This window comes from Streptomyces cyslabdanicus (assembly GCF_052663305.1).
Window position 1 is genome coordinate 1 of the sequence record NZ_JBQRUW010000037.1, and the last position, 21,509, is coordinate 21,509.

Genomic DNA, 21,509 nt, shown 5'->3' on the forward strand with positions numbered 1-21,509 from the left:
GAAGCTGTAAAGAATCAAGGTGTTGCTTCTCGTCTGTGGGCTCGTTGCCTTGGTATGGCGGTTCCAGAGGATGTCTGCTCCCAACTCCGTTGCAGATTCGCCGTGTTGTTGCCGCATCTGAACGAGAGACAGCGGCGACTGGCCCTGGCGACGGAGGCCCGGCTGCTCGGGCACGGCGGCATACGCACGGTGGCGCGGATCGCCGAGGTCAGCGAGACCACCGTGCGCCGGGGAGTGTCGGAACTCGATGCGGGTGCCGGGTTGCCCAGCGGTCGTATCCGTGCGCCGGGTGGTGGCCGCAAGCGGGCCGAAGAGATCGATCCTGCACTGTTGAAGGCGTTGCTGGGGCTGGTCGAGCCGGACGAGCGGGGTGATCCGGAATCTCCGTTGCGGTGGACGACGAAGTCCCTGCGCAATCTGGCCGAAGAGCTGAGCAGGCAGGGGCACCCGGTGTCCGCGCCGACGGTGGGCCGGCTGCTGCGGCAGGAGGGCTTCAGTCTGCAGGCGAACGTCAAGACCCTCGAAGGCGCCCAGCACCCGGACCGGGATGCTCAGTTCCGCTACATCAACGAGCAGGTCAAGCAGCACCAGGCCGACGGCGAGCCGATGATCAGCGTGGACACGAAGAAGCGGGAGCAGATCGGGCGGCTGCCGATGGCTGGGCGGGAGTGGCGCCCGAAGGGCGAGCCGGTTCAGGTCGAGGACCACCACTTCTTCTTCAGCGGCCCGGATGTGCAGCAGGCGATCCCGTACGGGATCTACGACATCACCCGCAACACAGGCTGGGTCAACGTCGGCGTCGACCACGACACCTCCGTCTTCGCCGTGGAGTCGATCCGCCGCTGGTGGCAATCACGAGGCAGCCTCGACTACCCCCACGCCACCCGGCTGCTGATCACCTCGGACGCAGGAGGCTCCAACGGCTACCGCTACCGGGTCTGGAAGAGTGAACTGGCCGCCCTGGCCGCAGAGACGGGCCTGAGCATCACGGTGTGTCACTTTCCTCCGGGTACCTCGAAGTGGAACAAGATTGAGCACCGGCTGTTCTCGCACATCACCCACAACTGGCGTGGGCGCCCGCTGACCAGCCACGAAGTGGTCGTCAAGACGATCGCAGCGACCCGCACCCGCGGCGGTCTGCGCGTCGAAGCCGTCCTCGATACCGATGACTACCCCACCGGCATCGCCATTAGCAAAGAGCGTTTCCAGGCCCTACCGCTGGAACGGCATGCCGTCCATAGCACCTGGAACTACACCCTCCACCCTCAAGACGCCTCCGACGCTGCCGCCCCGGCTCCCGTCGGCGAGGCGGGCGGCCCCGCCCGGCGCCGCCAGGCCATGTTGCACCGCCTGGCCGATGAGCGGCTGACCGGCCTGAGCAGCGCACGGCTTGAGGAACTCGCCACCGCCCTGGCTCCGGCGCAGGCCGCCCGCGCCCACCAGCGATACAGCGAACAACGCGGCGGCCGGGCCCGCCGCGCGACTGGCAAGCTGCGAGGCAGCAAGCCCCTGTTCGATGATGCCGCCCGCCTGCTGCTGACACTCCTCTACCAGCGCCAGGTGTGCTCCTTGAACGTGCTCGCCGACCTGCTGGAGGTCACCGCCACCTGCATCGCCGACCACGTCAAGGAGACCCGCGAAGTCCTCGAAGACCACGATCACGATCCCGGCGTGGCCGCCGTCCGCTTCCCCACCACCGATGCCCTGCTCACCTTCCTGGACAGCGATCAACGACCGGCCCGATACGGGATCATCGAGCGGCTGTCGCATCCCGTGCTGACTGGTCTCACCCGAGACGAACTGCACCAGCTCACCCAGCGGCTCGCTCCACGGCAGACCGCCCTGGCCGAGCGCCTCGGCCATCAACGACGCGGCGGCCCGCGCCAGCCCGGTACCCGCAGCGGCGTCTTCCCCCAGAAGATCAGCAACAGTGAACGCGTCCTGCTGACCATCCTCTACATGCGGAAGCTGTGCACACTCGACGTCCTCACCGAGGCACTCGGCGACGTCTGCCGATCCTCGACCGGCAATGCCGTCCGCGAAACTCGCCCCCTCCTCCAGCAGGAAGGACACACCCCTGTCCCCGCACCTACCCGCTACCGCACCGCGGACGAACTCTTCGCCGCAGTCCCACCGGATAGCGACACGCCAACAGGTTGATTCTTTACAGCTTCACTACGCCCGCAATCTGCTGAGCCAGGTCCCAAAATCGGCCCAGCCCTGGGTCGCCACCCTGCTGCGGACCGTCTTCGAACAGCCCGACACCGACGCGGTGAAGGCCCAGATGACACACGTCCTGGACGCACTGGAGGCCAAGTTCCCCAAAGCCGCCGCCCACTTGGACGCCGCCCAGCACGACCTGCTGGCCTTCACCGCCTTTCCCCGCGAGATCTGGCGGCAGATCTGGTCGAACAACCCGCAGGAGCGGCTGAACAAGGAGATCCGCCGTCGCACCGACGTGGTCGGCATCTTCCCCGACCGCACCGCCGTGATCCGGCTCGTCGGCGCGGTCCTGGCCGAGCAGAACGACGAGTGGACCGAAGCCCGCCGCTACATGGGCCGCGAACTCCTCGCCAAAGCCCGCCTCCACCCGATCGAGTCAGAAACCGACGAGACCGCCCTGCCCACCGAACTCACCGCATAGCCTCAAAACGAGATCACCGAGTGGCCGTCGATACACCACGCCAGCGGACGTGACCTCCACCAGGACCCCGTCTACGTCGAAGAGCACAGCAGAAATCGTCATACCGGCATGATCCCAGGCAAGGACAGGCACCAGGGGGCGACGTCATTTCTCGTGAAGATCCCCGCTTCTGAACGTGAATACCTGCCGTCCGAACCCATTGTCCCTTCTCATTCGATCTTGCCGGTGGTCGGTGCTGTGACGTGGGCGGATGCAACGATGCGTGAGACGGACTCGGGGCCGCGTCTCAGTTGATGTTGTCTCTCAGACGTACCTTGGCGACGTTGTCTCACTTGACGTTGTCGGTGAATGAGGCGGTGGGCTACGCCGTGCGTTCGCGCCAGGCCGGTTTCCTGCATCGAGGTGAGCACTAACGGTCACGGCACCTGTCGGTCGCTGTGGCGCTCTCAGCTGTTCAGCAGGAAGCTCAGCGACTCGCGGAGATCAGCAGGTCCGCGGTAGTGAACGCTGGTCATCCCGAGCGCGACTGCCGCTTCGATGTTCTCCAGCCGGTCATCCACGAAAAGGCACCGGTCCATGGTGACACCCGCCCGCTCGGCCGCGATCTCGTAGATCTTCCGGTCCGGTTTGACCGCCTGCACCCGCGCACTGCTGACGACGTGGTCCGCGAGATCCGCCAGCCCCATCGACGCCAGGTCGTTCTCCAACTCCAAGGTTGCGTTCGTCACCAGGACCAGGGGCATGTGTGCCCGCACCCGGCGAAGCAGGGCCACCACGACGTCGTCCGCCCGGAACGGTGCCCTGGCGAGTGCCGTACCCAGCTCACGCGCCTGCACCTCCGGCACCTGGCCCGCAAGGCCGACCACGATGGACTCCACCCACTGCTGCTGAGTGATCTTGCCTAGGAGCAGTGGCAGATCTATCTCAGGTGCATAGGCCACCTTCGCGGTCGTGCCCTCCGCCAACCCCGCAGCACGCTCCAGTTCTGCCAGCTGGCTCGAGTCGTAGAAACGGATCACGTTGTCGAGGTCGCACAGCACCGCGTCGAAGGGGCGGCTGGGGATCTTGAAAGTCGTCACTGCCCTTGGATAGCACAGCGATCAGCGAGCGGTCGGTGTCTCGTGTGACCTTGTCCCTCACGCGCGAATCGGACAACGTCAGATGAGACAGAGGCAAGGTCGCATGAGACAGGACACCCATCAAGAAACGCTGTCACTCGAGGTCAACGAAGCCACCCGTTTCATTGCGTGTCCAACAACCGATCGGTTGATGGACAAGGGACTCGCTCGCCCCTGCGGGCTGCGGCGTGTGTGCAACAAGGGTGTTCAGCGGCACGGTGAGCCGGTTACGGACGCCGCAGCCAGCTCGCCTTGGCACGAGGGCGGGCCCGACTTGCTGTGTCCCCCTCCCGCCAGCGAGCCAGCTCGTGCTGGGCGGCGAGGGTGTTGTGGTGCTCAGGACCGAGCACCCGCTCCCAGAGGGGCAGCAGCTCGGCGAACGCAGCGGCGGCCCCGGACACGTCCCCCGCCTTCCCCCGCCAGCGAGCCAGCTGGTGCCGGGTGGTGAGGGTGCCGGGGTGCTCAGGACCGAGCACCCGCTCCCAGAGGGGCAGCAGCTCGGCAAGCGCGGCGACGGCCCCGGACGCATCCCCCGCCTTCCCCCGCCAGCGAGCCAGCTGGTGCCGGGTGGTGAGGGTGCCGGGGTGCTCAGGACCGAACACCCGCTCCCGGAGGGGCAGCAGCTCGGCAAGCGCGGCTACGGCCCCGGACGCATCCCCCGCCTCCCCCCGCCAGCGAGCCAGCTCGTGCCGGGTGGCGAGGGAGTTGGGGTGCTCAGGACCGAGCACCCGCTCCCAGAGGGGCAGCAGCTCGGCAAGCGCGGCTACGGCCTCGGACGCATTCCCCGCCTCTCCCCGCCAGGCGGCCAGGTTGTGTCGGGTAGTGAGGGTGTTGTGGTGTTCAGGACCGAGCACCCGCTCCTGGAGGGGCAGCAGCTCGGCAAGCGCGGCGGCGGCCTCGGACGCATCCCCCGCCTGCCCCCGCCAGCGAGCCAGCTCGTGCCGGGTGGCGAGGGTGTTGTGGTGTTCAGGACCGAGCACCCGCTCCCGGAGGGGCAGCAGCTCGGCAAGCGCGGCTACGGCCTCGGACGCATTCCCCGCCTCTCCCCGCCAGGCGGCCAGGTTGTGTCGGGCGGTGAGGGTGTTGTGGTGTTCAGGACCGAGCACCCGCTCTAGGAGGGGCAGCAGCTCGGCAAGCGCGGCGGCGGCCTCGGACGCATCCCCCGCCTCCACCCGCCAGGCGGCCAGGTGGTGCCGGGCGGCGAGGGTGTTGGGATGCTCGGGACCGCGGAGGCGCGTGGTGGCGTCGACAAGGGCGGTGTACAGCGAGATGGCCTTGCGGTGGTCGGCTGCGGCTGCGGCTGCGGCCTGCAGGATGGGCAGGTTGTCCGCGGTGATGGGGCCGGACACGGGGTTGTCCGGCAGGTTGTCCCGGACAACCGCGTCCGCAGGGGGGTCTGGGATGAGGTCGTAGGTGATGCGCTCCAGCACCTGGTCGTCCTGGTCGTTGACCGCAGCGGCCCGGGCCAGAGCCTGGTCGATGTCGTCACCGACCGGATCGCCGGACATGGCGGACTGTGCGTGCCGGCGGACCAGGAGGTCGTCTCCGGTGTCGGTCGTGTCGTGGGTCGTGCCGGTGCGGAGCCGGTCGAGTTCGTCGGTGAGCTGGTCGACCTGGGCCTGGACCCGCGCGGCGAGTTCTTCGGCCTGGCGTTGTTTCTCCTGCGCGCGCTGGAGTTCCTGCTCGGCGCGCTTTTCTTGTTCCTGCGCGCGGGTGAGCTGCTGTTGGGTCTGGCGCAGGGTGTCGGGGTCGGCATGTGCTGCGCGGAGCTGGTCGCGTTCGCCGGTCAGGTCGGTGATCCGCCGCTCCAGCTTGTTGATCATCGCGAGGAGGACCATGACGAGTTTGGCGGAGTTCCCGGCGGCCTCGCGAAGTTGGTTCTGCTGTTCCAGGGAGCGGGTGAGCCGGTCGTAGATCTCAACCTGCTGGGCCCGGGCCTCGGCAAGTTCCAGGGGCGAGGCGACAGGGGGCGGTGGTTTCATCGGCGAGGGGTGGGCGGCCGCCCGCAGCAGTTTGGCGGCTTCGGCCAGGCGCCGCTCGCGCAGCCGCGGCTCCGGGATCGTCGCGCGGATCAGGGTGGTCACGAACGTCTGGTCGGGGACCTTCCCGGCGAGCCGCTCGCTGATCTGGGTCTTGGAGAGGTGAATCTCGCCGGCCAGCGTCTTCAGCGTCTTGCCGCTGGCGTCGACTTGCGCCCGCAGGAAGCCGGCGAGCATCTTCGCCTCTTCGCTCTCGGCCCGGATCGGGCCCCAGGGCCTGCCTCCCCGCCCCGCCATAGGTGCTCCCCCTTGCCGTGTCCGGGACGCGGTTGTCCCGCCCGTCCCGGGACAACACCGCCGTTTTCCGGACCCTACCTGCGGCAATGCCCGGGACGAGCCTGAACTACCCAACACAGCTGCAGAGTTTCCTCAGCCCACTTCGAGCCCCACCGATCCCCCGGTCACAGGAGACTCCCATGCTGTTGTCCTGGCTTCCCTCCCCGCGCGCCCTGGGCGCGCTCCATCGCGTCCTGGTCGTCGCCCTCCTTACCCCCGCCGTGCTCCTCGGTCTCGCCGCCGCGGTCCCGGCCCTGGTCGTGCTGCCGTTCCTCCCCGGCGGCACCGACCGCGCCACCAGGCTCCTCACCGCCCACACCCGGTACTTGAGCACTCTGCTGACCAAGAGTCGTCCCGCCCCGTAAAACGGTCCCGCGAGCGTGAGGCGCGCACATCGGCTCGTGGGTGGGTCAGCTCCCGGTAGCGTGCGGCCCGAAACGGGACCGTGGTTGGCGGCAGTGGCGGTTCCATTGATCCCCGAGGCCGTCTTACAGGCCGATGCCGTACAGCGGGTTCGTCTCGTCCCACATCCCGGCCTGCTCGAAGTACCCGGCCAGGGACTTGGAGCCGTCGACCCAGCCGCCGTGGCGTCCGGTCTCGATGAGGTCGGCGCCGGCCTGTTTGGCGGCGGTGGCGAAGCCGCGGCGCAGGCTGTGTCCGCTCCAGCGGGGTGGGAGGTCGGGCAGCAGCTGGGTGGGGGCGGTCAGGGCGGCGCGGGCGGCGGCACGGGTCACCGCGTCTCCGATGCCTTCGCCGGTGATCCGGCCGGTGGGGTCTCCGATCTGTTGGCCGTGCCGGTGCATCGGGTGGGCGATGCGGCCGTGCCGGTCGATGCGCACGAAAAGGGGGCCGACCGGCTGGCGGCCGTGCTCGATCAGGCACTGGCGCCAGGAGCGGACCGCGCGGACGGGGCAGGTGGCCGGGTTGGAGCCGTAGGGCATGCCGAGCGGGCCTTCGTGGTTGACCTTCGGTCGCCAGACCTCGACGGCCAGGCCCTCCTCGACCTCCTCGAGGTCGGTCCAGTCCAGCAGCCGCAGTTCGGAACGGCGGGCGGCGAGGGCGAAGCCCAGCAGCAGGACCGCGAGGTCCCGGCGGCCGATGGCGGTGGTGGTGTTGGTGGCGGCGACCATCTTCCGGAGCACGGGCGGGGTGGCAGCGGCCGCCCGACGGGGCCGGCGGCGTGGGTCCTTGCTCTTCTTGCGCTCGGCCTCGTGGCCTTTGAGCACGCGGCGGGCGCCGACGGTGGAGGGCTTGGGCAGATCGGCGGCACGGTGCGCGACGGCGATGGAGGCCAGCGCCCGGCCCATGGTGGACGGACTCTTGTCCTCGCCCTTCAGGTGGGTCATGTACTCGGTGAGGGTGTCGCCGGTCGCGGGCAGGGCCTGACGGCCGGTGTCCGCGCACCAGGCGGTGAAGCGCGCCCAGTCGCCGGCGTAGCCGCGGCGGGTCTCGGCGGGGATGCCCTCCTCGACCGCGGCGCGGGCCTCGGCCGACAGCCCGCCCGTCCGGCTCGCCGGGACGACGGCGGAGACGGCGTTCTCCACGGCGATGGGCGTGGTCTCCATGGGCGGCTCCCTGGGGCGTTTCTGACTCTTGTTAAGACAAGTTACCGGGAGCCAGAGGGTTTCCGCAGAAATCTCCGCTTGCGACTGGCAATCTTCGTAACGAGCCCGAGGGTGGTCCAGTTCCCGATCCGCCCCTGTCCTGCGGCAGGGTGACTCTCTGCCATGGGTGACGGACATTCAGGAGCTAAAAACCGCTGTTCAGTTGGTGCATGCGCCGGTCTGCGCGCGTAGAGAAGGGGGGGCCGCCTGTGTAGTGGATTTGACGGTCGTGGTAGCCGCTACGATGGTGCGAACCTCCTTCCCGTCAGGGGCCGGCCGGCTCCGTACGGGTTGACCGAACCCGGGTAAGGAGGTGATGACCGTGTCGGACGACGACTCGCCCACCGAGGGTGAGAAGAAGCCCGACAAGAAGGCGTTCCTCCGGCGGCTCGCCGAACTGGCGCTGAAGGCGGCTCTCGTAGCCGTTCTTCGCTTCCTGTTCGAGAAGCTCTGGCAGTAACGAAAAACGGTCCCGGCTGAGCCAACAGCCGAGACCGCCTTCGGTCGGACACAAGGTGCCGTGTGCTCGATCCGTGGCAGGGGAGGGCACGCGGCATCTTGCTTTTTTCAAGTCAGCAGAGAGCGTGATCTCCAAGAGGAAGACCCCGCTCCGGCTGTGCAATCCCGTACGTGCAGGATTGCACGTGGCCCCCAGCATGGGTACTCAAAGGCTCTCTGCCAACCATCTTTTGGCTCTCAACAGTACCTAGAACCGGGTCCAGCGTACACTTCCACCGCAATATCACGCCCTACGGGGAACCTGAAGTGAACTTGAACAGTTCCATCGATCGATCAGGGTGAGCATGACACGGGGTGTCACCGGCTTCAACGGCGCGGCCCTGCGAGTCGCCCGCTTGAGTGCGAAATGTGAGGAACATGCGCATCCTCTGACCGCTGCGTGCCTGGCACGCAAGGTCGGCACGTCGAAAGCGCTCATCCTCAGCTACGAGCACGGCCGCAGCAGCCCGTCCCCCCAGCGCCTCGCGCAGCTGGCCGCAGCGGTCGGAGTGCCGGCAGCTTCCTTGATGACCAGGGACACCCAGCTTTCCGACTTGCGGGTAGCGAGCGGGCTGACCGTGAACGACCTCGCAGCTCGACTGGGGATCGCGGTAAACACCTACCGGCGCATCGAGCGCGACGGTGTGATGCCCAAGCGTCGTCCGGGAGTGATCTGGGACCTCGCCAACGTGCTCCGCGTCGACTACACCAGGCTGCGCGTTGCTCTGCAGCGGATACCCGCAGTACAGAGGCGCTGGTTGGCGGCTGCCGCAGTTCTGAAGGACGTAAGCAAGCGCGCGGTGACCCCCGGTCCCTTCGCCCCTGTAGAGGACACCTCCTTCGAGGCGGAAGCGCTGGCCGTCCTGTTCAGGGCACGGTCAGCCGCGGTCAGCCAACTCATGAACATCTATCTAGCGGAGCTGCGGCAGCTTGCCTCACAGCTGGCTCAGGCCCAGGCACGGCTCGACTTCACGACGTCCACCAGGTGGAACCACCACTACGAGTCCGACGTAGGCAGTTTCGGGCGCGAGATCGAGCAGGCACGGGACCACGGAGCGGAACTGTTGGAGCAGTACCTGGTCAACCCCATGGCACAGCAGTGCTGGCACACCCTGACCGTGCTCTACCTGGCTGGACCTGGTGGCCTGGAGCCTTCGCTGCTGGACGGCGCAACGATCTCTGTGCTGGAGAAAATCTTTGACTCCTACCTCATCGAGAGATCCCTCACCAGCATCAGCCTCTCGACGCCCGGTGTGCTCTTCTTCGTGGACACCCTGCCCTACTACCGAGCTATTTACCCAGTTCAGGGAGCAATCCGGCCGGACATGCAGTACTATGGCTGGCCAACCATTGCCTCGCGGTCCATACCCCCCCGCCGGCGTCTGCGTACAGCGCACATCATGGGACACGACCCCCACGCGCACTGGAACGACATCCCCCGACGCTATCGCTATTGATGCGCTGACCTGCGCCGTCCTAGTCAGCGGAGGGCAGTGCGACACCGGAGTGGCCCTATCGGGCCGTCAGCGGCAGATGGTTGAGGGCAGGTCAGGAGGAGGGGCGGGGCGGTTCCTGATCGGCGCGGCCGCCGGCTCCAAGAGTCCGTCGCGGGCTCGCGAACGTCGTCGGGTGCGCCCCGAGCACTCCACGGGCCCGCAGTTCGTCAAGGTCCGGGTGTCATTAACGAACGTGTCACCAGCCCCAAATCGGTAGAGCTTTGATGGATCTGCCGTTCGGACCTGGGGTGCTTCGGCATGATGTGCGGCCATGGGGCGGCAGTCGGCGGGGATGGACGAGCTGGTCGAGTACTGGACGGTGCTCGATGACGAGTTGGAACTCGTGGCGGGGAAGCGCGGCGCGACGCGGCTGGGCTTCGCGTTGCTGCTGAAGCACTACACGCAGCACGGACGGTTCCCCAAGGGACGGGCGGAGTTCCCGGACGAGGTGGTCGCCTTCGTCGCCAGGCAGATGAAGGTGTCGGCTGCGGAGTTCGACTCCTATCAGTGGACCGGCAGCACGATCGAGTACCACCGGGCCCAGATACGCGAGCACCTGGGGTTCCGGGTGTGCTCGGTGCAGGACGCGGAGAAGCTGACGGCCTGGCTGGCTGCCAACGTCGCGCATGCGGAGCGGAACGCCGACCGGGTGCGGGAGGAGTTGCTGAAGCACTGCCGCGAGGAGTCCATCGAGCCGCCGACGCCGGACCGGATCACCCGGATGGTCCGCTCGGCCCTGCACACTGCGGAGGAGACCTGGTTCGCGCGCATCGCGGCTCGGCTGACGGAGGAGGTGCGGGCCCGGGTCCTCGCCCTGGTCGCCGCCGCTGACGATGCCGAGGAAGACCGGGACGGCGCCGAGGCAGGGGGCAGCGAATCGGTGCTGTCCCTGGTCAAGGCGATGCCGGGCAACGTCAGCCTGGAGTCGATGCTGCGGGAGATCCGCAAGCTGACCGCGATCCGGGCGATCGGCCTGCCCGAGTCGCTGTTCGCCGACGTGGCGCCGAAGGTACTGGCCTCCTGGCGGCAACGGGCGGCCGTCGAATCGCCGTCTCACCTGCGGCGCCGGTCGGACGAGGCGGCCGTGACCCTGCTGTCCGCGCTGCTGGTGGAGCGGGAGCGCGAGGTCACCGACTCGTTGGTGGACCTGCTGATCGCCACGGTGCACCGGATCGGCGCCCGCGCCGAGCGGAAGGTGACGAACGAGCTGATCAACGCCTTCAAGCGGGTGTCGGGCAAGGAGAACATCCTGTTCGCCGTCGCCGAGGCGTCGCTGGCCGAGCCGGACGGCGAGGTGCGCGAGGTGGTCTTCCCGGCCGTGCGGGGCGGCGAGCAGACGCTGAGGGAACTGGTGCACGAGTACAAGACGAAGAGGCCGGTGTATCGGCGGACGGTGCAGACCACGCTGAAGGCGTCGTACACCAACCACTACCGCAAGGGTTTGATCGAGTTGCTGGGCGTGCTGGAGTTCCGCTCCAACAACTTTGCGTACCGCCCGGTCATCGACGCACTGGAGCTCGTGCAGCGGTACGCGAAGGCGGGGAACACCACCTACTACCCGCTGGGCGAGGTGGCGCCGGCCCATCGCGGGACCACTGGGCAGTGGGCGGAGCTGGTGCACCGGGCGGACCGGCGCGGCCGGCAGCGGATCGTGCGCATGGTGTACGAGGTAGCCACCTTCCAGGCCCTGCGTGAGCAGCTGCGGTGCAAGGAGGTGTGGGTGGTCGGTGCCGGGCGGTGGCGCAACCCGGACGAGGACCTGCCCAAGGACTTCGAGGCCCGGCGCACCGAGCACTACGGCGAGCTGCGCAAGCCGCTGGAGGCGGCGGTGTTCACCACCTCTCTGCGCCAGGAGATGGAGCAGGCCCTGGCTGATCTCGATGAAGCACTGCCGGAGCTGGACTGGGTGCAGGTCACCGAGCGCAAGGCCGGGGCGATCAAGTTCACCGCGCCGGAAGCACAGGAGGAGCCGCGCAACCTGCGCCGGGTCAAGAGCGAGGTGAGCCGCCGTTGGAACGCGGTGCCGCTGATCGACATGCTCAAGGAGGCGGTGCTGCGCACCGGCTGCGTGAAGGCGGTCGCCGCGGTGGCCGGCAGCGGGCACCTGGCGCCCGAGGTGCTCGCCGAGCGGCTGATGCTCGCGATCTACGCCTATGGGACCAACGCGGGGATTCGGTCGGTGGCTGGCGGCGCCCACGGCCATACCGAGGAGGAGATCCGTTACGTCCGCCGCCGCTACCTGACCCCGGAGGCGGCCCGGCAGATCGCCGTGGAGATCGCCAATGCCACCTTCGCCGCCCGTGATGCGGGGCTGTGGGGTTCCGGGTCGACGGCGGTGGCCTCGGACTCCACGCACTTCCGCTCGTGGGACCAGAACCTGTTCACCGAGTGGCACTCCCGCTATGGCGGCCGGGGCATCCTGGTGTACTGGCACGTCGAGCGGGGCTCGGTGGTGGTGCACTCCCAGACCCTGCGGGCCTCCGCCTCGGAGGTGGCGGCGATGGTCGAGGGCGCCATCCGGCACGGCACCACGATGAGCGTCGAAGGCAACTATGTGGACAGCCATGGCCAGTCCGAAATCGGCTTCGGGGTGACGCGGCTGTTGAACGTGGACCTGCTGCCGCGGATCAAGCAGATCAACCGGGTGCGGCTGTACCGGCCGAACGTCGGCGAGCCCGGCGCCTACCCGAACCTGCAGGCGGCGTTGACCCGGCCGATCCGCTGGGACGTCATCAACGCCAACTACGACCAGGTCATCAAGTACGCCACCGCGATCCGCACCGGCACCGCCTCCACCGAGGCGATCCTGTCCCGCTTCACCCGGGCCGCCGCCCACCCGGCCTACCAGGCGATGCTGGAGATCGGCCGCGCCCAGCGCACCTGCTTTGTCGCCCGTTACCTGCTCGACCGGGATCTTCAGCGGGAGATCGAGGAGGGGCTGAACGTGGTGGAGTCGTGGAACGCGGCGAACGCGGTGATCTATTACGGCAAGGGCGGAGAGATCTCCACCAACCGGCGTGAAGAGGTGGAGATGTGCCGCGCTGTGCCTGCGGATCCTCCAGGCGTCGCTGGTGTACGTCAACACCCTCATGCTCCAAGACGTCCTGGCCGAACCCCGGTGGGCCGGGCTGCTCGGCCCGGCCGACCGGCGCGGCCTGACCCCGCTCTTCTGGCAACACGTCCGCCCCTACGGCGAGGTCCGCCTCGACCTCGGTACCCGGCTGGCCATCGGCACCCGCGCCGCGGCCGGGGAAGTCCGGTGACGCGGACCCGGCCGGCGCCGCGGAGGCCGATGGCAGGCCGTCACCTGCGGCCCCGCACGGCACGGATCACCTCGGCGACGGCGCTGAGGACCGTGGCGCGGTCCCGCGAGGCAGTGTCCTTCAGCGCGACGACGACGATCAGCACGGCCGCGGTGGCCGCGACCAGCATGCCAGCCACGGGCACCAGGGCCCAGGCGATGACGTCCATAACAGTCCCTCCGTCCGTGCCGCCGTCCGGCGAACGGCACGAGGGCCATCCCACAAGAGCGGCCCGGGGCGGCGAAGACGTGCCGGACTGAGCGGACGGCATCGACAAAAGGCCAGGTCATGCACGTATCCGGTCCCGCTCTGAGCGGATCCGCCGGATCCGGGGCGAGCAGGAGGGAGCGCGGTGAGCAAGAAAACGGACCTCAGCGCGGGACGGCAGGCGCTGCGCGCGGCACTGCGGGAACTGGAGCAGACGGCACTTCAGAGCAGAACCCGCACAGAGGCGATCGACGCGGCAAACCGCCGTCTGGAGCAGGCCGGGCTGGCGAAGCTCGGGCCCACCACGGTGGGCGGCTGGTTCGAAGCGGGCAGCCCGGCCAAGGACTTCCGCTCCCTGTGGGCCCTGGTCCGGGTGCTGCTGGAGTGGTCCGGACAGCCGTCACCGGACACCCTCACCGGCCCCTCCCGCGGCCAGGCAACAGCACGGTGGATGGCCACCGAGGCACTGTGGAAGACCCGCTGGGAACAGGCCAAAGACACCCAACCCCGCACCCCTGCACCCGTCAACGCCCCGTTGGTGACCGCGTACCTGACGGCGGCGCGCAACGCCGCCAGACAGCATCCCTATCCCGGCGTCCCGGGCGCCCCGAGCCTGCCCGCGCTCGCCGATGTCTACGTGCACCAACAGACTCATGCCCGGGCAGCGGACGACCAGGACAGCCCGAGCCCGGGCAACGCCGCGATGGGCGGGAACCAGACCGGCCCCGTGGTGCCCGCCACCGAGGTCTTCCGGGAAAACGCTGCGACGTGCGTGCTGCTGGGCGGACCCGGCGGCGGCAAATCCACACTGCTCCGCGCTACCCTGGCCGACTCCGCCGACAGCTGGCTGAGCGGCACCACCGGGAAAACGATCCCGGTCATGGTGAGCGCATCCGCCCTGACCGGCACGGACTCCCTACCCACGGCCCTCGCCAGAACCATAACCGGCGACCTGCGCCAGGCCGGGCTGCTCGACGAGCTGGGCGCGGACTTCTTCCGCCACCCGCCACGCGCCGGGGTGTCCTGGCTGGTGCTGGTCGACGGCCTCGACGAGATCCCCGACACCGATACCCGCAGCACTGTTCTGACGATGCTCGCCAACACGGCCGCGGCCGGGACGGGACTGTACCGGTTCGTCGTAGCGACCCGACCCCTGCCCGCGACAGAACTCGGCGCACTGGGCCAGCCCGTGCCGCGCTACGAACTACAGCCCTTCTCCCCCGATGACCTGCTCACCTACGCCACACACTGGTTCCGCACCCTGGACGACCCCGGCCTCCACGCCGACGCTTTTCTGGCCGGGCTTGAGCGCTCCCGTCTGGAGGTCCTGGCCCGTACCCCGCTGATGGCCTCCATGCTGTGCCAGCTCTACGCGGCCGACCCCGCCCGTCCCCTGCCCGACGGACGTACCGGGGCCTACCAGTCATTCATCGAACTGATCTACGAGCAGAACGCCCACAAGAACATCAAGAACACCCATGACCAGGCCATCCGCCGGCTGAAGGACCGCCACCAGATCCCCAGGGACAACCAGGCCGCCGAACAGGCCGCCGAACAGGTACGCGATCACCTGCCAGAGCTGATCGACCACCTCGCCCACGAAAGGGTCCACGGCAGCACCGCGTTCGCCGTCGAAATAGTGGCCTCACACCTGCAGGCCAGCCGCCCGCAGAAGGTGAAACAGCACCTCTGGCACTCATTTCTGAGCGATCTCTTGCGGCCCACCGGCATCCTGGCCCAGCGCGCGAACGACTTCGACTTCCTCCACCAGACCCTCCTCGAATACCACGCCGCCCGCCACGCCACCCGCGACGAGCAGGCCCGTAGCCGACTCCTGCACGACCTGATCGCGTCCCGTCGTCCTGCCGATGGCCGGCTGGCACTGCCCACCCTGGACGACTCCTACCTCGGCTTCCTCCTCGACGGACTCCTCGCCCCCCAAGACCGCATCGCCGCCGAGACCACCCAGTACGTAAAAGAACTCACCGCACACGGAAGAGTGGAAGCCTGCCAATTCCTCATCACACAGGTGAACCTGAGGACCAACCTCCCTCTCCGCTCCACCGCCGCCCAACTGGCCCGCTTCGCCAACGACACCACCCTCGACGGCTACGTCCGTGTGCGGGCGGCCGGGGCTCTGTCCCGGGTGGACCGGGAGGCCGGTACAGCCCTGCTGGCCCGCTTCGCCAACGACACCACCCTCGACGACCGCGTCCGTGTGCAGGCGGCCGGGGATCTGGCCTGGGTGGACCGGGAGGCCGGTACAGCCCTGCTGGCCCGCTTCGCCAACGACACCACCCTCGACGGCTACGTCCGTGTGCAGGCGGCCGGGGCTCTGGCCTGGGTGGACCGGGAGGCCGGTACAGCCCTGCTGGCCCGCTTCGCCAACGACACCACCCTCGACGGCTACGTCCGTGTGCAGGCGGCCGGGGCTCTGTCCCGGGTGGACCAGGAGGCCGGTACAGCCCTGCTGGCCCGCTTCGCCAACGACACCACCCTCGACGGCTACGTCCGTGTGCAGGCGGCCGGGGCTCTGTCCCGGGTGGACCAGGAGGCCGGTGCAGCCCTGCTGGCCCGCTTCGCCAACGACACCACCCTCGACGGCTACGTCCGTGTGCAGGCGGCCGGGGCTCTGTCCCGGGTGGACCGGGAGGCCGGTGCAGCCCTGCTGGCCCGCTTCGCCAACGACACCACCCTCCGCGGCTACGTGCGTGTGCAGGCGGCCGGGGCTCTGGCCTGGGTGGACCGGGAGGCTGGTGCAGCCCTGCTGGCCCGCTTCGCCAACGACACCACCCTCCGCGGCTACATCCGTGTGCAGGCGGCCGGGGATCTGGCCTGGGTGGACCGGGAGGCCGGTGCAGCCCTGCTGGCCCGCCTCGCCAACGACACCACCCTCGACGACCGCGACCGTGTGCATGCGGCCGGGGATCTGGCCCGGGTGGACCGGGAGGCCGGTGCAGCCCTGCTGGCCCGCCTCGCCAACGACACCACCCTCGACGACCGCGACCGTGTGCATGCGGCCGAAGATCTGGCCCGGCTGGACCGGGAGGCCGGTGCAGCCCTGCTGGCCCGCCTCGCCAACGACACCACCCGACGACAACGTCCGCATGCGGGCGGCCGAGATTCGGGGGTTGATAATGGCTCGAATGGATCGGAAGCATGAGGACGTAGAAATGTTCGGTAGGGGATCCCCCAACGAACACCAGCAGTCGTCGGCCCCTGGAGACGGTGACCAGCCCGGACGCCGTCTCATTTAGGGTGTCCGGTGATCTGTACGGTCAGCGGGGGCTATCCGTACACTCCGCGCTGTGACCGGACTCCTCACGGGCTACGTCCGCTGCTCGACCGACGCCCAGGACCTCACCGCCCAGCGGGAGATCCTGATCGGTCTCGGCGTCCCCGAAGACCGGATCTACCTCGATCGTGGACTGACCGGCACCCACCGCAACCGGCCGGGCCTGGACCAGGCGCTCGCCTCCGTGCGCGCCGGTGACACCCTCGTGGTGCCCAAGCTCGACCGCCTCGCCCGCTCAGTGCCCGACGCCCGCGACATCGGCGACTCCCTCGTCGCGCGCGGCGTCCGGCTCTCCCTCGGCGGCAGCCTCTACGACCCGGCCGACCCCATGGGCAAGATGTTCTTCAACATCCCGGCCACCTTCGCCGAGTTCGAGGTGGACCTCCTGCGGCTGCGGACCCGGGAGGGAATGGCGGTCGCCAGGGCGAAGGGCAAGCTGAAGGGCAAGCAGCCCAAGCTGACGGCCCGACAGCGGGCCCACCTGGTCGAGCAGCACGCCACCGGCGAGCACGCCATCGCCGATCTCGCCGAACTGTTCTCCGTCAGCCGGGCGACGGTATACCGCGTGCTGGAACGCGCCGCCGCGGCGACCTCACCGGGAACCCGCGCGTGACCACGCAAGCATGCGACACCGACGACAACACCCTCGACGGCGCCTGGTGGGCCGAGGATCCCGAGCGCTGGGACCTCCTGGGGTTCGAAGCAGCCCACGACGAGGCCGGCCTGCCCCTGGACCGGTGGTGGAAGGACCGCCGGGACGTCCTGGACACGCTCATCCTCGCCCCAGGCCTGGTGGACCACGACTTCGCCCGCTTCCTGCTGGACCAGGAGGCACAGTTCCATCGCCATTGCTGGGGCTTCAGCCACAGCATCGAAATCGCCGCGCTCCTGCTCGCCGAGCACCGCCAGCCCGACGACGTCTGGCACCTGTGGCGGGTGATCACAACCAACTTCGACACCTGGTGCGGCCTCCCACACCGGCTGCTGCTCGCCGGAGGAGGAACGGCCCGCACTGTCGCCCACGTCGCCAACTCCGGCCACGAACAGCGCGACAACCTGCTGCAGCACCTGCACGAGATCCCGGAGGCAACTGACGACGACGTCACTGCGCTCATTGCCGAACGCCGCCGGTACTACTCCGACGCCCTCCGCGAGCCGGACGCGACCGCCCGCACCACCGCCTGAATCCACAGGTCAACGGAGTCGGCAGGCGCCATTTGGGGCTGGTGCCAGATCCGTTAACGGCACCTCAAGAAGTTCCGATTCGGCGACAGCCCGCCGCGGCGCTCGTAGGATGCCTGGATGCCCAAGCCGCTACGGATGAGCCGCCGCTCGTGGGTTGCCGCGTGGGCGGTGCTGTGCGCGGCTGGCCTCGCCGCCACCGCCGAACTGAACGCCTCCTTGGCACCGGCCCCGCAGCACGAGAAGTCCGTCAGTACCTAGTGCGCCGAGCGCATCGCGGACATCGAGACGCAGCTGGCCAAGGCCAAGCAGGAAGGCAAGGGAGACGGAGTGCTGGTCTTCTCGCGAGTCCAGGTCGGCACCGAGGACGACTGCCGTGACGATCTCCGTAACCACTTCCGTGGCGATCAGTGAGCCGCGCTACCTGGCTCGCCGCGATGGCAGGGCTGACCTTCGTCTGTGCTTGGGCAAGCCGGCACGCGGGGAGGAGTTCGGCGGCGAGCTGGGCGCGTGGCGCGGGCGGCAGCTCGGTGTCTCGCGTGCGGGAGACGTCGGCGCGGTCGGGTCCGGTGCCCAGCGGGCGGCGGTCGGTCATCGCCCGATTCTCGCGGTGCGGCAGGAACACGCGAAGGCGCGTTGCCGCCGGCGCCCTTCCCACCCGGCAGCCACCCTGCCGCGGTGATGGCTCTCCACTCGAGTGGATCATGGCCTGATAGCCTGCCGAGGCCTTGGCGAGCGGGCCTCATCAGCATTGGCTCGCGACCCGGCCACCGCACGGTCAGCGGTCCTGACCGGGCGGTGTCTCATCTCGTGAACGAAATGTGCTCCCGATGCCGTGGTGAGCCGGCAGCTGCGATCCGGCATGGTGCGTACCTGTGAGTTCGGTTCTGACGGCTATGTGGGGGCGTTCGGCGTGTGGTTGGCGGGTCGGTACCAGCTCGAGGAGCTCCTCGGCCGAGGTGGAATGGGAGAGGTCTGGCGCGCACGCGACCAGCTTCTCGGCCGCCCGGTCGCGGTCAAGTTGCTCCTGGCCGGTGGCGTTGACCCGACGGCCGCGGCCCGCTTCCACCAGGAGGCGCAGACGACCGCTCGCTTGAGCCACCCCAACGTCGTCGCCGTATACGACTTCGGCCAGGCCGACGGCCGCCTGTACCTGGTCATGGAGATGGTCCAGGGGCACAGTCTCGCCGAGCGGCTGGCCTCGGGGAGACCTCTCACGCCCCACGAGGTGGCTGCCATCGGCAGCCAGACCGCCTCGGGCCTGGCCACCGCGCACCGGCAGGGCATCATCCACCGCGACATCAAGCCTGCCAACCTCCTTCTGGTTCCGGACGGCACGGTCAAGGTGGTGGACTTCGGTATCGCCCGTCTCGCCGATGACACGGCGGCCGCGCTCACCAGCGCGGGCATGATCGTGGGAACGGTTTCCTACCTTGCCCCCGAACGCGCCCTCGGAAAGGACGCCGGCCCTGCCTCCGACATGTACGCCCTCGGCTGCGTACTGTACGAGCTCCTCGCCGGGCACCCCCCGTTCCGCGCGGACACTCCGACGGCGCTGCTCTACCAGCATGTCCAGGAGTCGCCGTTGCCCCCGCACAGCGTGGGGGCGGAGCTTCCGGCGGAACTCGAACAACTCGTCTTGTCGCTGCTCGCCAAGGAGCCGGAAAACCGCCCGGACGCCGAGGCGGTTGCCGACTGTCTGTCCGCCCCCGAGAGGTGGAGCGCGACGCCGTCGGCGGGGCTCACACCACCGCCTGCCCCGGGGCGGGGCTCCGTGGTGGACCGTACAGCCGTGCTGCCGGCCCCCACGACACGACGATCTCGCAGCCGTAGCCGCCGGCCACGCACGGTCGCGATCTCCGGGATCGCAGCGGCTGTCCTGGCGGCCGTGGGTTTCTTCCTGTTCCAGCCCGACCCCGCGGACCTCGCCTCCGATTCGCCCGCCCTGCCGCCCGTCACCGATGCTTCAGTGTCAGCCGCCCCGCCCCAGGGGACTGCGCCGTCCGCCGCCGATGATTCAGCGTCGCCTCTGCCGGAGCGTGGGTCAGCCACCGCCACTGCCGTGGCCGTCGACGCACCCGCCGCATTGTCGGACGATCCCGGGGTGCTGCTGAGCCAGTTGTCCCAGGCGCTGAGCGACGCCGCGAACCAAGGCCGCCTCGACCCGAACCTCGCCGACGATCTGGAGCACAAGCTCTCCGGGGCCGGGGACAAGCTGGCCGAGGGCAGGGAGAAAGGAAAGGACAAGACCAAGGACGTACGGAAACGGGTCCGCGACGTCCGGCACAAACTCGCTGACGCCGAAAAGCATCACGAGTTCACCAGTACCGCAGAGCTCGACCAGCTCCTCAACCACCTCGCTTCCCTGGTAGGGGATGACTCCTAGCTAGCAGCCCTAGAGAGTTGAGGGGGAAACAGCGTCCTATGCGACATCCCGCGGGTTCGTCCTGGCTTTCATCTCCCGTTGCCGCAGGTCAGCCCGGCAGACGGGAGCAGTGGATCCGCATAGATCATGATGGACCTTCGGGATTCCTGAAGAACCATCATGATCCCTACACAGACGCACAGGCAGAGGGCAACAAGGTGCCTGGTCAGGCCCCATGCCGAGGAACCGAGGGGCACGGCAAACTCGCGGGATGTTGCACATGCCGGACCGCGCTGTTCCTGGCGTTCCCGCTGTGCGGTCTTCGCGGCAATGGACTGCTGGATCCATGCGTCCAGCAACGCTCCGCCTACACCTACGACTGCGCCCCCGAAGCCGATCAGTCCCGCCAACGTCTCTGCCTGCATGGGGATCATCCTGCCGGGATAGGGGATTGATGGGGTTGATTCCGGCAGGTCCTTCGAGGGTCTACCTACACTCAAGGGTCGCGATCTCTTCACAGCTCGTCCACATGTACGATCACACGTCACGGACGAGGGGGACTCCTACCTGCGGTGACGCCTGTCGGTGACCCCTCCAGCACTGGTGATGGAGATCGTGTACGTGAGCAACAACGAATCGGCCCTGGGGTGTGGCGCCCTCGTGATCATCGCGCTCATCTGGTCGATGGCGTCTCAGTGTGGCGGCAGCGACGACAAGTCGGACGCTGCGTCAACGGCCAAGCCCAGTGCTACCGCGAGCGTCGAAAGCCCGTCGGTCAGCCCCACCCCCGAGCACACACGCCCGTCGGTCAGCCCCACCCCCGAGCACACACGCCCGTCGGTCAGCCCCACCCCCAACCGCACCAGCCCGCCGGCCAGCCTCACCCCGGAGCGACCGAAGAAGGTCACGATGACCCTCGCGGAGATCGCCGACACCCCTGGCACCTTTGAACAGTTCAGGAAGTTCGTGGCCAAGCACGGGACCGCTCGCCAGAAGAAGGCTGTCAAGCACCTCAAGGGATGGCGGGGCTACGAGCGCAAGTTGTTCCGCCCGGCCCTGGAGGTCAGCTCCGATTACCCGACCATCGACTACGAGGCCATAGACGACGGCGACGTGGTGGAGCTGGACAAGATGATGGACCTGGAGAAGCAGTCCCAGTACATCGCCGAGGCCTTCGCGGCCTGGTGGGAGATCGATGAGACGGCGACCCTCCAGGTCCTCGACCGGGGCGGCGAGTACGCCGCTGGCACCGCCTGCATCCGGCCCGACAGTGCCGAGAAGGAGGGCTCCTGCCTCTGACCCTTCACGCGCAGCGGAGCCCGGGACCAGGAGGCGATCCTCCAACGGTCCCAGGGCTCCTGTCATGACGGCCTTCAGACAGGCGGCAGCTTCTTCAGCTCCCGCTCCTTCGCCTCGACGCGCTTCCGGGCGGCTCGACACGTTCCGTCAGAGCCGCGGCGGAGTCCGACGTCACGAAGGGCGT

Annotated in this window: 15 protein-coding genes and 1 pseudogene; 13 read left to right on the forward strand and 3 right to left on the reverse strand. The window is 68.6% G+C overall.

Annotation, left to right across the window (positions count from 1 at the left end):
* The first annotated feature begins 54 nt into the window (after positions 1 to 54).
* Together ACTYVM_RS21370 and ACTYVM_RS21375 are read left to right on the forward strand one after the other, a co-directional pair.
* The gene (locus tag ACTYVM_RS21370) at positions 55 to 2,160 is read left to right on the forward strand and encodes an ISAzo13 family transposase (protein WP_445527459.1); all 2,106 of its coding nucleotides are present in this window, start codon (positions 55 to 57) and stop codon (positions 2,158 to 2,160) included.
* 13 nt (positions 2,161 to 2,173) lie between these two features.
* Positions 2,174 to 2,644: pseudogene (locus tag ACTYVM_RS21375) on the forward strand (transposase); the annotation flags it as partial.
* A 446-nt stretch (positions 2,645 to 3,090) separates the two neighbouring features.
* On the opposite strand, the gene ACTYVM_RS21380 reads toward ACTYVM_RS21375, so the two are convergent.
* Positions 3,091 to 3,723: an HAD family hydrolase gene (locus tag ACTYVM_RS21380; RefSeq protein ID WP_445527460.1), complete on the reverse strand. Its 633-nt coding sequence runs from the start codon at positions 3,721 to 3,723 to the stop codon at positions 3,091 to 3,093.
* 266 nt (positions 3,724 to 3,989) lie between these two features.
* The gene (locus ACTYVM_RS21385) at positions 3,990 to 6,038 is read right to left on the reverse strand and encodes a tetratricopeptide repeat protein (RefSeq protein ID WP_445527461.1); all 2,049 of its coding nucleotides are present in this window, start codon (positions 6,036 to 6,038) and stop codon (positions 3,990 to 3,992) included.
* Between the two features lie 179 nt (positions 6,039 to 6,217).
* Between ACTYVM_RS21385 and ACTYVM_RS21390 the strand changes: the two genes are divergently transcribed.
* A complete protein-coding gene (locus ACTYVM_RS21390) occupies positions 6,218 to 6,442 on the forward strand; it encodes a dTMP kinase (RefSeq protein ID WP_445527462.1) in 225 nt (74 codons plus the stop codon).
* Positions 6,443 to 6,565: 123 nt separating this feature from the next.
* Here the strand turns inward: ACTYVM_RS21390 and ACTYVM_RS21395 are convergent, their stop codons facing one another.
* Positions 6,566 to 7,642, reverse strand: a complete 1,077-nt coding sequence (locus tag ACTYVM_RS21395; RefSeq protein WP_445527463.1) for a tyrosine-type recombinase/integrase — start codon at positions 7,640 to 7,642, stop codon at positions 6,566 to 6,568.
* A gap of 355 nt (positions 7,643 to 7,997) precedes the next feature.
* Here ACTYVM_RS21395 and ACTYVM_RS21400 point away from each other — a divergent pair, with 355 nt between their 5' ends.
* The 10 genes from ACTYVM_RS21400 to ACTYVM_RS21445 all read left to right on the forward strand — a co-directional run bounded on the left by ACTYVM_RS21400 (position 7,998) and on the right by ACTYVM_RS21445 (position 21,325).
* Positions 7,998 to 8,141, forward strand: coding sequence for a hypothetical protein (locus ACTYVM_RS21400; RefSeq protein WP_390877456.1), 144 nt, complete (start codon positions 7,998 to 8,000; stop codon positions 8,139 to 8,141).
* 343 nt (positions 8,142 to 8,484) lie between these two features.
* Entirely contained in the window at positions 8,485 to 9,636 is a 1,152-nt protein-coding gene (locus ACTYVM_RS21405; RefSeq protein ID WP_445527464.1) for a helix-turn-helix domain-containing protein, read from the forward strand.
* Between the two features lie 310 nt (positions 9,637 to 9,946).
* Positions 9,947 to 13,237: a Tn3 family transposase gene (locus ACTYVM_RS21410; protein ID WP_445527465.1), complete on the forward strand. Its 3,291-nt coding sequence runs from the start codon at positions 9,947 to 9,949 to the stop codon at positions 13,235 to 13,237.
* A gap of 92 nt (positions 13,238 to 13,329) precedes the next feature.
* On the forward strand, positions 13,330 to 16,347 hold the full coding sequence (locus ACTYVM_RS21415) for an NACHT domain-containing protein (protein ID WP_445527466.1): 3,018 nt from the start codon (positions 13,330 to 13,332) through the stop codon (positions 16,345 to 16,347).
* 145 nt (positions 16,348 to 16,492) lie between these two features.
* Positions 16,493 to 17,092, forward strand: coding sequence for a recombinase family protein (locus ACTYVM_RS21420; RefSeq protein WP_445527467.1), 600 nt, complete (start codon positions 16,493 to 16,495; stop codon positions 17,090 to 17,092).
* Positions 17,089 to 17,664: a hypothetical protein gene (locus ACTYVM_RS21425; protein ID WP_445527468.1), complete on the forward strand. Its 576-nt coding sequence runs from the start codon at positions 17,089 to 17,091 to the stop codon at positions 17,662 to 17,664. The genes ACTYVM_RS21420 and ACTYVM_RS21425 overlap by 4 nt, the downstream gene beginning before the upstream one ends.
* 117 nt (positions 17,665 to 17,781) lie before the next feature.
* A complete protein-coding gene (locus ACTYVM_RS21430; protein ID WP_445527469.1) occupies positions 17,782 to 17,922 on the forward strand; it encodes a hypothetical protein in 141 nt (46 codons plus the stop codon).
* Positions 17,923 to 18,037: 115 nt separating this feature from the next.
* Positions 18,038 to 18,343 carry a hypothetical protein gene (locus tag ACTYVM_RS21435; RefSeq protein WP_445527470.1) on the forward strand — a complete coding sequence of 102 codons (306 nt, stop codon included), beginning with the start codon at positions 18,038 to 18,040 and terminating at the stop codon, positions 18,341 to 18,343.
* A gap of 180 nt (positions 18,344 to 18,523) precedes the next feature.
* Complete coding sequence (locus ACTYVM_RS21440; RefSeq protein WP_445527471.1) at positions 18,524 to 20,047, forward strand: serine/threonine-protein kinase; 1,524 nt, start codon at positions 18,524 to 18,526, stop codon at positions 20,045 to 20,047.
* A 600-nt stretch (positions 20,048 to 20,647) separates the two neighbouring features.
* Positions 20,648 to 21,325 (forward strand): hypothetical protein, encoded by a 678-nt coding sequence (locus ACTYVM_RS21445; protein WP_445527472.1) that lies wholly within the window; start codon positions 20,648 to 20,650, stop codon positions 21,323 to 21,325.
* The last annotated feature ends 184 nt before the right edge of the window (positions 21,326 to 21,509 follow it).